14 protein-coding genes are annotated in these 13,751 nt (G+C 43.6%); 8 read left to right on the top strand and 6 right to left on the bottom strand.

Annotated features, from left to right (window positions below):
• Positions 1 to 314 precede the first annotated feature (314 nt).
• Positions 315 to 1,361 (bottom strand): IS110 family transposase, encoded by a 1,047-nt coding sequence (locus ONT18_RS10735; protein ID WP_007896893.1) that lies wholly within the window; start codon positions 1,359 to 1,361, stop codon positions 315 to 317.
• A gap of 266 nt (positions 1,362 to 1,627) precedes the next feature.
• The gene (locus tag ONT18_RS10730) at positions 1,628 to 2,680 is read right to left on the bottom strand and encodes an IS110 family transposase (protein WP_007896891.1); all 1,053 of its coding nucleotides are present in this window, start codon (positions 2,678 to 2,680) and stop codon (positions 1,628 to 1,630) included.
• 177 nt (positions 2,681 to 2,857) lie between these two features.
• On the opposite strand from ONT18_RS10730, the gene ONT18_RS10725 reads away from it, so the two are divergent.
• Positions 2,858 to 3,502 (top strand): hypothetical protein, encoded by a 645-nt coding sequence (locus ONT18_RS10725; RefSeq protein ID WP_264905506.1) that lies wholly within the window; start codon positions 2,858 to 2,860, stop codon positions 3,500 to 3,502.
• Positions 3,503 to 3,703: 201 nt separating this feature from the next.
• Entirely contained in the window at positions 3,704 to 5,074 is a 1,371-nt protein-coding gene (gene nhaD / locus ONT18_RS10720; protein WP_264905504.1) for a sodium:proton antiporter NhaD, read from the top strand.
• A 174-nt stretch (positions 5,075 to 5,248) separates the two neighbouring features.
• On the opposite strand, the gene ONT18_RS10715 is transcribed toward nhaD, so the two are convergent.
• Positions 5,249 to 7,135, bottom strand: a complete 1,887-nt coding sequence (locus ONT18_RS10715; protein ID WP_264905502.1) for a VapE domain-containing protein — start codon at positions 7,133 to 7,135, stop codon at positions 5,249 to 5,251.
• A gap of 250 nt (positions 7,136 to 7,385) precedes the next feature.
• Positions 7,386 to 7,841, bottom strand: coding sequence for a DUF6078 family protein (locus tag ONT18_RS10710; RefSeq protein WP_118141200.1), 456 nt, complete (start codon positions 7,839 to 7,841; stop codon positions 7,386 to 7,388).
• Between the two features lie 1,441 nt (positions 7,842 to 9,282).
• On the opposite strand from ONT18_RS10710, the gene ONT18_RS10705 reads away from it, so the two are divergent.
• Genes ONT18_RS10705 through ONT18_RS10695 form a run of 3 tightly spaced genes read left to right on the top strand, consistent with a single transcriptional unit; the run spans position 9,283 to position 10,299 of the window.
• A complete protein-coding gene (locus ONT18_RS10705) occupies positions 9,283 to 9,864 on the top strand; it encodes a hypothetical protein (protein ID WP_264905499.1) in 582 nt (193 codons plus the stop codon).
• On the top strand, positions 9,864 to 10,118 hold the full coding sequence (locus ONT18_RS10700) for a DUF6926 domain-containing protein (RefSeq protein ID WP_010537207.1): 255 nt from the start codon (positions 9,864 to 9,866) through the stop codon (positions 10,116 to 10,118). The genes ONT18_RS10705 and ONT18_RS10700 overlap by 1 nt, the downstream gene beginning before the upstream one ends.
• 4 nt (positions 10,119 to 10,122) lie before the next feature.
• Positions 10,123 to 10,299 (top strand): hypothetical protein, encoded by a 177-nt coding sequence (locus tag ONT18_RS10695; protein ID WP_010537206.1) that lies wholly within the window; start codon positions 10,123 to 10,125, stop codon positions 10,297 to 10,299.
• A 287-nt stretch (positions 10,300 to 10,586) separates the two neighbouring features.
• Here ONT18_RS10695 and ONT18_RS10690 read toward each other — a convergent pair whose 3' ends face one another.
• Positions 10,587 to 10,766 (bottom strand): hypothetical protein, encoded by a 180-nt coding sequence (locus tag ONT18_RS10690; RefSeq protein ID WP_264905496.1) that lies wholly within the window; start codon positions 10,764 to 10,766, stop codon positions 10,587 to 10,589.
• Positions 10,767 to 10,832: 66 nt separating this feature from the next.
• Complete coding sequence (locus ONT18_RS10685) at positions 10,833 to 11,030, bottom strand: hypothetical protein (RefSeq protein WP_141565419.1); 198 nt, start codon at positions 11,028 to 11,030, stop codon at positions 10,833 to 10,835.
• Positions 11,031 to 11,048: 18 nt separating this feature from the next.
• Here ONT18_RS10685 and ONT18_RS10680 point away from each other — a divergent pair, with 18 nt between their 5' ends.
• From ONT18_RS10680 to ONT18_RS10670, 3 genes are all read left to right on the top strand, one after another.
• Entirely contained in the window at positions 11,049 to 11,432 is a 384-nt protein-coding gene (locus ONT18_RS10680; RefSeq protein WP_217313221.1) for a single-stranded DNA-binding protein, read from the top strand.
• A gap of 1,003 nt (positions 11,433 to 12,435) precedes the next feature.
• A complete protein-coding gene (locus ONT18_RS10675; RefSeq protein WP_058322074.1) occupies positions 12,436 to 13,014 on the top strand; it encodes a hypothetical protein in 579 nt (192 codons plus the stop codon).
• A gap of 1 nt (position 13,015) precedes the next feature.
• Positions 13,016 to 13,516, top strand: a complete 501-nt coding sequence (locus ONT18_RS10670) for an SLOG family protein (protein ID WP_181976292.1) — start codon at positions 13,016 to 13,018, stop codon at positions 13,514 to 13,516.
• Positions 13,517 to 13,751: the final 235 nt, after the last annotated feature.

The raw sequence follows: 13,751 nt of genomic DNA, 5'->3' as shown, positions 1-13,751 counted from the left end.
AAATGAATTTTGTCGCTTTGCAAGCAAAATCCCACTAAACCCTATAGGTTGCGGATTTGAGGATTACCAAGCATCAATCTCATGATTCCTAAGACATCACCAAATTTTTGAGAGCTTTTTTGTGTTAAAATAAGCAAAATAGCCCCCAGAAAGCATATAGTCATACCTACCCCTGTAGCAGAAGAAGACATTTTTTGACTTTTCTGTTACAAAAAAAACGATACGGAACTCTTTCTTTTAATAGCTTTTTGCTCGATTCCTAATTAGTTATCCGTATCTGTCCTCACAAGACTATAAGAGACAATGGTACATTGTCATAGTTCACTTGCTTTGGACTTTTCAATATGTAAGTTCTTTCTGTCGTCAGAGGTGTTCAACACTTCCCATTTTCTCTTTTGCTTGCCTATGGCAAACATTCTGCAAATGAGCTTAAACTTGACGGCATTCAATGCCTTACGCTTAGTATCAGAATCTTTTCTGCCTCCTAACTTTCGATTATAAAACATTTGCATTTCCACATCGTACTCAACAGCTCTCAATGCCGCCATAGACAGGTCAGCTTTCACTTGACCGTTACAGTGTGCGGAAGGTCGGGCACGCCATTTCACACTGGTACCAGAAGTGTGACTGCATGGAGCTACGCCAACATATCTCGCATATTGCCGAGCTGTGTCAAAAGCGGTAAAGTTTCGTGTGATGGCAATTATGTTTGTTGCATTGACAAAACCAATTCCTGGTATCGTCAACAGATTCTGAAAAGTGTCAAAGACATCTTCCTCCTTGGACATTAATTCACACTCTTCCTGATCTATCTTCTCAATGTCATGATTGAGCTTTTTAATGTAGCTCTCATACATGGCAGAATCCTCTTTCGTTTCAAACATCTGCATTCGGTTCATAAAGTTTGTCCGTTGCTCCACAAGGAACTTACGCTCATTGACAAGTTGCTTCAATTGTTGCATAGCCTTGCTTGGCAACTTGTATGGCTTGGCACATTCCGTGCCATCATAACGATAGAGGAAGTCAGCTATCTTTGCAGAGTCATTCTTGTCTCGCTTATCTATTGTCCCCATAGGATGATGTTTTACTATACGTGTACTAAGCATACAGAAAGAGTAATTCTTGGACGTGAGGAATTTTTCCAAGTCCAAGGAGTAGCAACCTGTAAATTCCATGCCAAACAGGGCTTGGGAAAGTACCACACGGCTCTTTTTGAGCCATGAGCACATATCGCCAAATCCCTTGCGAGTGTTGTTGAACACCTCATGAGGGAACATTTTGATGTTGGTGTCCTCACGAAATATAGATACATCTATGACATTTTTAGAGATGTCAATGCCTACAAATGATTTATTTTTCATATCTTTGCACCGCTTTACGAAAGGAACTCTCTATGTCAGGATAAGCCAAATCTTTTAAAAGCTGGGACGGACAGCTAATTCCCTAAAAGGCACTGAGTCTGACATTTCGGGCAGAGGAGACTATATCAAGGGAAAGGGCTTTGCCTAAGATTAAAAAGTTCACTACCTCTGTCTGGAGTTCCTTCCTTTTGAGGATTCCTCGCAAAGGTAGTGCCAAAAGCAACCAAGAGACTCTATCATGGTATAGTGATGGTCTTAAAACACTGTTAGTTCACTCCTGGTTGCTTGTTTTTCCCATTTCGATAATTGTCCGTCTCCACATACGGAGTACCTCGTTTTATAACGGCAAACATACGGAGTATCATCTTAAACTTGATTGCATTAAACACTATTCCACTGCATTTCTCCTTTCTCTTGCGTTCCCAGTAATCTCTGATGTTCGGAATGTGCTGCATGCAAACCAAACAGGCAATGGACAAATCTGCCTTTGCCTGTTTAAAACCTTTCTTAGAGACTGACGAGCCTTTTCTCACAGATGTACCAGATTCTTTCTTGAAAGGAGCGACACCAATATAGCAAGCGTATTTACGTGGGTTATCTATTGCCATGAAGTTTTCGGTCAAGACAATGGTTTCAAGTGCGACAACACGCCCAATACCAGGTATTGATGTCAGCAGGGAAAAGTTCTTGCTGATGTCCGCATCTTCTTTTATGTACATGTCAATTTCATTGTCTATGCCTTTAAGTGCATCATTGAGCGTTTTAAGTTGCCCATTCTTACGTTCCACAGACAAATCTGTGTCATACGCACATATATCATGAAGCTGCTGCTTGTAAAGGACTGACTGCTTGACTGTCTGCTTGCGTTCCGCCAAAAGCCTCTTCAACTTAAAATATACAGGAGAAGGAAGTTTTGATGGGTTGCGAAGAATCTTTCTGTGGTTCTGCTCACAGTAAATGGCTATGCGGAAAGAATCAAGCTCGTCAGTCTTGATGCGGTCGAGCGAACGCAGTCCATCATCCAAGTCTGGCTCAAAGCGATGCATCTTGCGAGGTTCCACCATCCTATAAATATAATGTTTCTCTTCCAACCACAGTCTAAAGTTTTGGGTGTAAAGTCCTGTATATTCCATACAGAACAAGACTATATCAAACCCCTTGCTTACCTTTGCCACCCATGAACCAATTTTCTTGAAACCTGCATTGTTGTTGCTCACCTTTATATGGGCTTTCTTCCAATCAATGCTTTCTCCGTCATAATAAGCAAGGTCGAGAGTCTGCTTTGAGACATCCACGCCTATGTAAAGTTCTTTATCCATAATTTTGACATTTAATAGTTAAATGGAATCAAGAAAGTTGGCTGGATTATATAAGGACTATGACATGAGAAAGGGCATACCTTGAAAGAAAGATAGTTCACCTTAACACCCATTAACCAAATATCCTAACTTGATTCCTGGGTGCAAAGGTAAAAGAAAGAAATCGCATTTGATTCATTGCTACTGATAGCTGCTGACGATGTTAGTCAGCAAGCTATCAATCAGCTTCGCTCAGATGGAATATATTCCGTCGAGAACCGTTCTTGCACACTTATCAATATGGTAGTGGTATCTACTGCCGAAGGAGCAGAACATGTTCATCAGGTATTGGAGAACCACGAACGTGCCAGAAAGAATGTAGTCGTAAAAATGACTCCGGAACTCTGCTTCAGGGATGAATCCAATATCGACTCTATCTTGTCTTTTCAGCAAAATCCAGGCTGTAATCCATACATGGAGTTGAAGCACTTCTTGCAGATGTATAAGGAGAATGTGGAGATTCATGGTATGGTAGGCTTTGATTTCAGAAGTTTCTCCGATATCATCAGAGGAAAGAATGTGGTATCTGTCTATTCGTATGCATATCAAGACGACATAGCTGAGGCTATCTGCCACCTAAAGTCAGTTAATCTAAAAGACAATGGCAAATATCTTCTGTCGTTTACTGTAGGTAAGTATGATGAGAAGGCTCTATCCAGGCATTTGGCTTCTCTCAATGAATACATGGATACTTTCCCCGAAGAGAGCTGCCTCTACTGGACATACAGAGTAGCAACTCCTCAAAAAGTAACTTTGTTTGCTTCTATACATTCAGAGCAATAAATTTACGAAATGCCTCAACCGTACAGGGCGAAATCTGTTATTATTTAGGTTAAATCCGTAATTAAGTAAACGATTTCATACAATTATAATAAGGAATCGTGTGGTTATTGCTTTTCTTTTTGTATCTTTGCAGCCGTTTGGTTAACATACGTGCCAAATCATATCTAAAGGAAAAGAATATCTAATAATAAATAAAAGGTAATGACTACACTTACAATTTCTATTATTGTCGTTTTCGTGCTCGGCTATGCACTCATAGCTACCGAAAGCTTGACAAAGGTAAACAAGGCAGCAATTGCCCTGTTGATGTTGGTAGGTTGTTGGACCCTCTACATGGTGGATCCAATGCAGTATCTCCAGTTGATGCACCCTGATTATACAGGCGGTGCTGCTGGAATGGTGGAGAAGGTGACCGGAATCATCCAGGAACATCTGGGCGATACTGCCACAACACTCTTCTTCCTGATGGGTGCGATGACCATCGTGGAAATCGTTGACCAGAACGGCGGATTCAATTGGGTTCGCAAGGTGATGAAGACCAAGTCGAAACGTGCGCTCCTCTGGCGTATCGCTATCCTTACCTTCTTCCTCTCAGCTATCCTCGACAATCTGACCACCAGTATCGTGATGATCATGATTCTCCGAAAGCTCGTCACCGACCACAAGGATCGCATGGTTTATGCATCCCTCGTCATCATCGCAGCCAATTCGGGTGGTGCCTTCTCACCAATCGGCGACGTTACCACCATCATGCTCTGGAACAAGGGATTGATTACTGCAGCCGGCGTTATCGCCGAAATCTTCATCCCGTCTGTAGTTTCCATGGTGATTCCAGCCCTCATCCTTCAGACCATGTTGAAGGGCGAACTCGTGATGCCTGAGGTTTCTGCCCAGCAGAATGCAGCGGTCAGCGATTTCACCGAAGGTCAGCGCAAGGCAGTGTTCTGGTTGGGAGTAGGCGGTTTGATCTTCGTTCCTATCTTCAAGAGTATTACCCACTTGCCTCCATTCGTAGGAATCCTCCTGGTATTGGGCGTTCTCTGGACTGCTACCGAAGTTTTCTATCGCGGTTTGCATCGTGGAGCTGATGCCGAGGGTACTCAGAAGCGAGTAACCAAGTTGCTTTCTCGTGTTGATATGAGTACCATTCTCTTCTTCCTCGGAATCCTGATGGCAGTATCTTGCTTGGCTGAGATTGGCGTATTGACAGCTTTGGGGCAGGGCTTGAACGTCGTATTCGATGGCAACCACTACCTCGTAACTGGTATCATCGGTGTGCTTTCAAGTATTGTTGATAATGTGCCTCTGGTAGCCGGCTGTATGGGAATGTATCCTGTGGCAGCTGTTGGTGATATGGCTGTGGATGGTGTCTTCTGGCAGTTGCTCGCCTACTGTGCCGGTGTCGGTGGTTCAATGCTGATTATCGGTAGTGCCGCTGGTGTGGTGGTAATGGGCTTGGAGAAGATTACCTTCGGCTGGTATATGAAGCATATCTCCTGGATTGCTTTTGTAGGTTACATCGCAGGTATCGTTTGCTACTGGTTCATCCGTACCTTCCTTTATGCTATCTAAAGGATAATAGTTTTCTCTTACGTGAAAAAGTTTTTTGAGAAAAAAGTCTCAAAGTCTCATTCTCTATTGAAAATATCGACTTAAAGACTTGATAGATAACAAGATAAAGAGAATGAGACTTCTCGGTTTTTGTGCCGAGAAGTCTCATTAAAGTCTCATAGAAGTATCATTATTTTACTTTTTCTTTACAAGATACTTCATTCCATCTGCAAATCTCTTATGTTTTAACTCACTCATATTCGCCAGTTTCCTGCCGAATCCCATCAAACTGTTCACCTTGAGCGATGAACCTATCTGCTTTTTCAGATAGTCGAAAATCTCGGCGGCAGTCAGATATTCGCCCTCTTTCTCATTCTCAACCAAATCAAAATAGAGCTGGAAATACTGGTCTATCGGCTGGATTACCTCAAACTGGCTGTTGTTCTTCATGATCAACTTCACCTGTTCCGCATCAAAATAACTCTTCTCGCCATTGTGCAAAGCGGTCAGCGCCTGGGCGAAAAGCTGCTGATAGTTCGGACGCACACTCACATCGATTGGTCCCGTCAGTTCCACGCCTATAAACCTTCGGTTGCCGGATGGGTCGGTGAGAATATCCTTCATGTTGCTCGTGGCGATGAACGAGGCGAGACGAGGAAATTCCATGACATGACTGCCATACGGAGGCTTGTATTTCAGCGTAGGTAACTGGATGAGATTCTTCAGAAATCCCTGCTGCACCTGTGGAGAAATCTGGTTGAACTCATCAAGATTGATGACCATAAACTGCGCCATCGCCTGATAAACCTGACGTTTTTCTGACAGAATCAGATTATCGCTATATTCCCATTGCAGCTCTGGCGGCAACAGCCGGCGACAGAAAGTACTCTTGTTGTAACCCTGCTTGGAAATGAGAAGCGGAGCCACCGAGTTGCCATACTGGCGATGGGTAAAGCCGCGCCACTGGTCAACCATGCCCAGAAACCAGGTGTAGAACCAGTCTGCCCAGTAAGGATTGTTGGTAGGAACCGTACGAGCCAAGGCACGTATATGGTCCTTTCCATCCCATTTGTCGTAGCATTGGAAGAGATATTCATCTATCGGATTATAATTCTTGATATAATCAGACTCTAGAAAATTCCTGACATCCTTGATGCTCACTCGGATATCGGCAAGCTGCACCTCCAGCGTCATGCGCTTCTGCACTCTCGGATCTACGGGCTGGAAACCATACCAACCTTTCTCTTTCGGCATGTATTCCACGAATTTCATCACCGTGTTGTATCTGAAGTTATATTTACTTTTCAGCAGCTGCATCATGCTCATGATATTCTCGCGAACGCTGTTCTTGTCAACTTTCTTTTCTTCTTCCGAAGTACCGGAACCAGGAATCATCTGCTGATTATCTTCCGTGTTGAAAGCCTGGTTCTGAGGGTGCATGTTGCTGTCAATCTTCATCGCCACCGCCTTACTGTTGAAATAAGGTTTCGCATCGAGCGTCATCATAAAACTGTTGTGCATCGAAGGCTCAAAAGACAGGTTTGCGCCCGCTTCTATAGAAGGTTTCGGTCCGTCTGTGAGCACCGAAGCCTTAGCAATCGCCTGATATACAGGCAGAATCTGCTGGTAAGCGATGCGGTACAGTCGTTCGGCATCCGCCTCCTCAGCAGGCAGCAAATCATCTTCATTGCTGAATTTCACCAATACGATAACCGACTTACCATCAGCACCTTCCAGCGCAGCAAAGGTAGAAGGCAGCATGGCAACCGAGCGCTTCACGCCCTCCACGCCGTCTGCATCCGTAATGTTTCCGAATTTCAGCATCAGGATACCGTTGCACGCCTTCATCTTCAGGTTGTTGTTTTCGTCTTTGGCGAATTCAGCAGCGGGGTAGATGTGCATCCATGTTGGCATATCCTTGTAATATTCGTAGCCGCTTTCCATATAGGGCACGTATTCGCGGAAATGGGTAACAGTAAGTCTGCTGTCATCTTTTGCGATACGTTGCAGCAACTTCTCCATCGTCTTTGTGCTGACGAGGAGCTGCTTCTTGTTGTTTGTATGAACGATTGTTACCTTCATTGAATATATTGATTAGGATGTTTGTTTGTTAACTATTAACCATAAACTGTCAACTATAAACATAAAATCTTATCAGCGTTGCCCAAAGTTTTGTTGATAAATTGGGCACTCGTTTCCCGTTGTACGGGCAATGGCTGCCCGTCACTTGTTCTCTAGTAGCCCGTCACGTGTTCACCGGTAGCCCGTCACGTGTTCTCTGTGGGACCGCTTAAATGGCATGGCTGGAACATCTGGAGGGCAGAGAAAAAGATTAGCTTTTAGTGAAATCAATCTCTTCTGAGAAATGGTCGAATTCAACATCTTTATATCCGTATCTGGCGAAGAGCTGTTTGATATATGCCTGTTGTTCCGGCAGGAGTTTCAGTTGTCCCAGTTTGTAACGGTAGTATTGTCCTTTGCTGCCGAGATAGTCTCTCATTTCGGCGCGCAGTGCAGGAGCGTCTTTCACTTTCATTTCGGCAAAGAGTTTGTCGAATCCCCATGCCATTTTCACGACACGCAGCGGAGCGAAGTACTTGCAATTCCCGTTTTTCAGGGCATTTGGGAAAATGGCATCCCCTCTATCAGTCTTCTCGTTTTTGTAGAGACCGGATAGATAGTGAATGCATTTGTTTTTCATCGGACATGGTTCGGTGAAACAGTAGGTGATGTTGCTAGGTACGTTTCCGTACTCAAAAGCCTTTTTCAGTAATTCCTTTTCATCCATGTTTCTTAAGTATTAAGAATAAAACATTCTGTTTTACTAAACGCAAAAACATCCTGTTTATTGCCTTATAAATGCTATTATTATCACTTCATAAAGCATTTTTTTTCGATGCAAGCAAGAAATCATGATACTTCTCGCTAATTTATGATACTTCGATGATACTTCTCCCTTCATTTTTAGAGAAGTCTCATTCGTGATAAAGCTCTGTGTATAAAAGATATAAGCCTTATTCTATACCGAAAAATGAGACTTTGATACTTTTTTCGAGAAAAAAGATTTTTACGTGCGTGTATTTATTGGTTCTTTATCGCTTGCGTACTTCTTTCTAAATATCATTATAGCCTCATCCCTTTTGTTGGAAGAATCATGTTCCGAGATAGCTCTCCTTTTTACTATTGTGTCCCCTCATACAACTTTTTTCGAAACTTTTTAGCTAAAAGTTTTGTTGTTTCGATAATAATTGTTACTTTTGCGGTGTCATATCCTTACTGGAAGCTCCAATTGGGCGAAGGTGGGATGGACATATATACATAAAGGCGTAACTGTACGCTTTGGTTTTGACGCTATTAGAACTTCGCAACTTCCAAATGTCTGTCAAGAACAAAGCAACGGGGACGCCCCTTGGGATGTATCATATATACAGCCCTTATTGGCTCATAGCATTTAGCAATGAGTTGATAGGTGGTACTATATACTTACATCGGCGTGGGGCTTCCAGCGTTGTACATTGAAAGACGATATTTCTTATTTGTTACCTACTTGATTATCAGCAGGTACAGGAAAGCTCAAACGTAAGCATCATTTTATCGGGTGACAAGAAAGAACCAACAAAATGAAAAACAAATCTTGTGCAACAAATTTTGCTACCCAACAACCATTTTCCCTGTTACTTTTACTTCAAGAACCATTTTTACTGGCGGAAAGAAAAAAGATGTGTTACTTGTCTATAGCTGCCAACCAAAGCCAATACACAAATATAAATTCATTCATCTTAGGATATATATACTAATGGATTGGATGAACTGAACGAATTGCGGAGCGATAGCCCAATCGTGCCATGTGCAGTATTGGGTTGTCGCTCTCTTTCTTTCCGCCAGTAAGAACTCTTGTATGATTTCTGTTACTTTCCACTTGTAATCGCTTGTTTCAAGTCGTTCTTGGCTTTTTTATCCTCACAACTCAACTTTTCTAATTGTTACTCCGTTACCTGAATCTTCATCACCATTTCTGGGCTTTGATAAATTTGGTTGCAAAGGTAATGTCTGTACCCATATTCCTTGCAAGGTCAGTGCCTATGGTCTCTTGCTAAAATCTCCACCTTGCAGGTCGTATTTGAGCAGAGAACCTTGCAGGAAAAGCACAGACATCTTTTGAGGCAACAAAATTTTAATCAATCCCGAAATTGCAGATGCAAAATTAGGGAATAAAAAAATGAAGACTTATGGCAAACATTTGTGACACTCAGTACAAGGTGATGGGCGAACGCAAGGCGGTAGCCGACCTTTGGAACACGCTCCAAACAATGGAGGTGAACACCAAGAACGTATATCTCTACAAGTTGGCGGAACACTATGGCATCGACTATGAGAAGATGGGCATATCGGTAAGAGGACATGTCTATTGGGCAGAGTTTGAGGCAGACGATGACATCTGCTTGTTGTCCTTTGACACCGAAAGTGCTTGGTCTGCCTGTGAGGAGTTCTTTGATGAACTGAACAAAGTCCTTGGTGGAGAACTTTCCATCAGTTATCGTGAGATAGAATGTGGATGCGACATTTTCTATGTCCACGACGAGCAAGGCTTCTTCCCAGAGGAATGCTGTGTGAGTTCTTCGGGTGAGCCTTTCGAGGATGCTTGTGAGGACATCTTTGACACTTGCCAAGATGCTATTGCCAAGTGGTGTGAGAAGATGGGTATCTCGCAAGGCGACAGAACCGATGATGAAATGGTGGACTTCATCAACGGCTATGAGTATGAGAACGAGGATACCTATTATTATATAAACAAGTTCACGTTTGGCTGATGGAAAGATTTGAGACGATAGAGAAAATCCCCACTTGGGCATTATGCTATATCATCAATGGCGACCCTACGGGATTGAGTGACGAGGACATCAAGATGGTTGATGGCTTCATGCAGAAATGGCAAGTGGAGATTGTTTCTCCACTCAGCCAAGACGGAAACGCATCATTCTCGCACTATCCTGCCTTTGGACTACCTGCCGAGGTTGAGGATTGCAAGGTGATTTATCATTCGGAGAACCCACAAACTTTATAGAGCTATGTTTGAATACGAAGAATTGACCGACATTATCGGTTGCAGTTGCACACTGCTGATACCCTACAGAGGACGCACAGAAGGTTTCGTGGTTGCAGACTATGGTGAGGACATCGTAGTGAAATTGCGCAATGGCAAGGAAATTGTAGAAAGACGTGATGACGTTCTTGTCTATGACTGACGAAAAGGATGCTTGGTGAAGGTTATACTCGCCAGGCATCTTTTTTCTTTCCGCCAGTAAAAGCCCTTTTGTATGTAACGGCAAACTCCCTTCATCGTTTGCCGATAAACTTTTATATGGCTATGCTTTGAGGTTGTATTCGCCAAATGGCGACCTGCCTCTTTGTATGAGATAAAATCTGCGACTACGCCTTTCTTGGAGCTTTTCGTACAATGAAGCCTTTTGTCTGAGGATGGATCTTGTTTGCAGCATTGCGATTGTAGTTGGTTGCTCATGCTTACCTTCCTCTACAAATAGGAGTAGCCTTCGAAGCAGGTTCTCCTTCTGCTTGTCTTTGTCAATATGCTCATGCGACCACCCTCCATGCAGAAAAGTGTATTGCCTGTTGGTTTACCATTGTTTATGACGGCACACGCCATGGAAACGTGCTTTGCATTGGTGATGGTTACTGCAAATGATTGAGCCATACGATGCTGTTACGGTGTTCTTGCGTCCTTTTCTGAATTACCGATTTTTTGAAGCCACTATTTTTCCTATGCAAAGGTAGCGTGATGCTTCGACAGATGGAATCCGTCTTGTGCGGTCGCTTCGCTGTGACCAATAAAATAGCCGATAATCTTCCTTTTTCTCCTCACCGCCAACAGAAAACGAGTATTATAGTCGATTTTCATGGTGCTGCCCTCATGTGCCACATCCCTGCTCTTGGATTGCATGTAAAAATTAAGTTTCACTTCAAAAAGTAATTCAATATGAAAAAGATCGAGAACACTTTCGTAGTAACAGGATTCGTAGGCAACAACGCAGAAATCCGTCAGTTCACCAACGCTTCTGTAGCACGTTTCTCATTGGCAGTCAGCCGTCAGGAGAAGAATGGTGAGGAAACCAACAGAGTATCAGCTTTCATGAACATGGAGGCATGGCGCAAGAACGAGCATGTTGATTCTTTCGACAAGCTGCAGAAGGGAACCATGCTCACCGTCGAGGGCTACTTCAAGCCAGACGAGTGGGTTGATCAGCAAGGCACCAAGCACAACCGCATCGTCTTCATCGCAAACAAGTTCTATCCTACACCAGACAAGGAGGAAACTCCAACGGTAGAGCCTGAAAAGCCTACCAAGAAAGGCAAGAAATAGGATTTCTTCATTCTCTCTAATAAACAAAGCGGCTTCGGTCGCTTTTGTTTTGTTCATACAACCATGTTTACTTTTATAGCCACTATTAGCAAGTTTACTCTTATAACCGCCATTACGAGTTCCCTTTATATCAGCCAAATCACCTTTCTTTTTTAACGCTTCGTCCCACCCATCTGCGAAACCGCACCAACAGTTCGTCAAAGCGACATTCTTCATTTATCGGGAGTAACATCCCGAAAGATGAAGAATGACCATTTGCCGAAGGACAAGCACGAACAGAATGGCATTGGCTAACGGCATCCGTGACGCAACCGTCACTTACATGCTGTCTACCAATGCCACCCCTTTCGTGGGATAGCTTGTCTGGCTGTTGCGCAGTTTCACTCCCACCCATATCTTTTATATTCGCTTCTCGTCTTCCTTTTATAATCCATGGTTTACCCTTTTATAGCCGTTACAAAGATTTCATGCCAAAAGGCTCCTTGATTGTGGCGACCAACTGTCGCTACTGCAATAAGCCACATGGCATGAAGGCTGGAGCGGAAACACACTCGGCATGGATGCCAAGAGAGTTTCCCAATTACTCCTGCCGCATCTTTGTTCCGTCCTTCTGTTATAATCGGCAAACCGTTCTCTCTTTATAGCACTTCGTCCCACCCTTGCGGAATTGCACCGATGGCGCAGTTCCACACCCACCCTTTTCTTGTTGTAATCTTATGTAGTAGCACTTATAGTCATTTCATTTCGTCCATCGTCTTTGCCGCTTCGGATATTTTCCGCAAAGGTACCAGTTGCGTGGCAAATGCCAAATTGGGCATCATGGATGCTTTTCAAAAAATCTTCCTCTATGTGCCTTGCATATAGAGCGTATTTTTCGCTTCCGATTTGTCTTTTTGCCTTCCAACACCTTTGCGTGGCGGAAAAATATCCCTTGGGCAAGCCGAAAGGCTTCCGAAAATAGGGAAAATGAAAATTGAGTTTAACACAAATAATTTTTCCGACTATGGTAAGAATGATAGACGATAGCATCAAGAGACAGCTGAGCAAGAGGATGGATTTCTTCTTGAAGTATTTCCCTGTGAGAGTTCGCAATGTGGGCGAGGACGCAGTGGCTGCACGCCAACTGATTTGGGCGTTCAAGGATGCAAGGGACAACGCTTTTGAGAAGGTGGCGCAAATGACCGCAGCACATCTTATCAAAGTTTGTGGTGAGAAGATAAAGGACATCGTGTTTGTATGTGTGCCAGCCAGCACCCAAGCCAAGAACGAGAGTCGATACATGGCTTTCTGTAATCGTGTGAGCGAGCTTTGCGGCATCATCAACGGCTATTCGCACATATCCGTTTCAGGCGACCGCTTGGCAGTACACGAGCACCGCCATGACAAGGAAAAGAGCATCACTAAGACACAAGTGATTGAGTTTGATGAAGCCTACTTCAAAGGCAAGGACATCTATGTTTTTGATGATGTGGTAACGACCGGCGCAAGCTATGCCATTTTTGCCAATCAGTTGGAAATGTTTGGCGGAAACGTATTGGGAGGTCTTTTCTTGGGACGCACACACTATAAATATGCAAAGTGATATGGATAAAACAAAGTACATCAAAGCCAATTCCGTGGCTTTTTCGGGACATCGCACGATAGCGGAAGACCGCAAGGACGAGATAAGGAAGAAACTGAGGGGCAAGATAAGGCTGCTCTATGCTATGGGTATCACAAATTTCTATTGTGGCATGGCACTCGGCTTCGATATGTTGGCTGCTGAAGTGGTGATTTCATTGAAAGCGGAACTTACCAATTTAAAACTTATTGCCGTCATTCCCTATGACGGTCAGAACGAGAGGTGGAGCGCAAGGGAGCAAGACCGCTATTGGGATATTCTTGACAAGGCGGACGATGCTATCCTGTTGAGTAAGCACTATTTCAATGGATGCTTGCTCAGACGAAATGATTATATGCTTTCTCATTCGTGCGGACTGATTGCTTTCTTCGACGGCAAGCCCAAGGGCGGCACGTTCTACACTTGCCGAAAAGCCAAGTCGATGGGGATGGACATCATCAATCTGTACAAGTCACAAGTATAACAAACGAAAACTATAGCTTATGAACGACATCGTATCTTTGTTCGTGGTATTCTTCGTGTTCAAGGCTTTGGGCGGAACGCTCAAAAACCTTTTCCACGGAGACAAGCGAAATGATTTCAGAAGAGACAGATAAGGAATTGCCTTATCTGCCAATAATATTATTCCACAAGGTCAGAACATCTTGCGTGCTTTTTCGTGCGCAGATAGCTATGGCTTTGTGGACGGAAAGCGTTCG

Origin of the sequence: Segatella copri (assembly GCF_026015295.1) — a bacterium.
GTDB lineage: Bacteria > Bacteroidota > Bacteroidia > Bacteroidales > Bacteroidaceae > Prevotella > Prevotella copri_C.
Note: the sequence above shows the minus strand (reverse complement) of the source record. Positions and strands in the feature narration are given on the sequence as shown.

Coding starts and splice junctions, on each gene's coding strand:
- ONT18_RS10710 (WP_118141200.1), bottom strand. CDS start 7,841: ATGGATGAAAAGGAATTACTGAAAAAGGCTTTTGAGTACGGAAACGTA.
- ONT18_RS10670 (WP_181976292.1), top strand. CDS start 13,016: ATGGATAAAACAAAGTACATCAAAGCCAATTCCGTGGCTTTTTCGGGA.
- ONT18_RS10680 (WP_217313221.1), top strand. CDS start 11,049: ATGAAAAAGATCGAGAACACTTTCGTAGTAACAGGATTCGTAGGCAAC.
- ONT18_RS10730 (WP_007896891.1), bottom strand. CDS start 2,680: ATGGATAAAGAACTTTACATAGGCGTGGATGTCTCAAAGCAGACTCTC.
- ONT18_RS10735 (WP_007896893.1), bottom strand. CDS start 1,361: ATGAAAAATAAATCATTTGTAGGCATTGACATCTCTAAAAATGTCATA.
- ONT18_RS10705 (WP_264905499.1), top strand. CDS start 9,283: ATGGCAAACATTTGTGACACTCAGTACAAGGTGATGGGCGAACGCAAG.
- ONT18_RS10695 (WP_010537206.1), top strand. CDS start 10,123: ATGTTTGAATACGAAGAATTGACCGACATTATCGGTTGCAGTTGCACA.
- ONT18_RS10715 (WP_264905502.1), bottom strand. CDS start 7,135: ATGAAGGTAACAATCGTTCATACAAACAACAAGAAGCAGCTCCTCGTC.
- ONT18_RS10690 (WP_264905496.1), bottom strand. CDS start 10,766: ATGGCTCAATCATTTGCAGTAACCATCACCAATGCAAAGCACGTTTCC.
- ONT18_RS10675 (WP_058322074.1), top strand. CDS start 12,436: ATGGTAAGAATGATAGACGATAGCATCAAGAGACAGCTGAGCAAGAGG.
- ONT18_RS10700 (WP_010537207.1), top strand. CDS start 9,864: ATGGAAAGATTTGAGACGATAGAGAAAATCCCCACTTGGGCATTATGC.
- nhaD (WP_264905504.1), top strand. CDS start 3,704: ATGACTACACTTACAATTTCTATTATTGTCGTTTTCGTGCTCGGCTAT.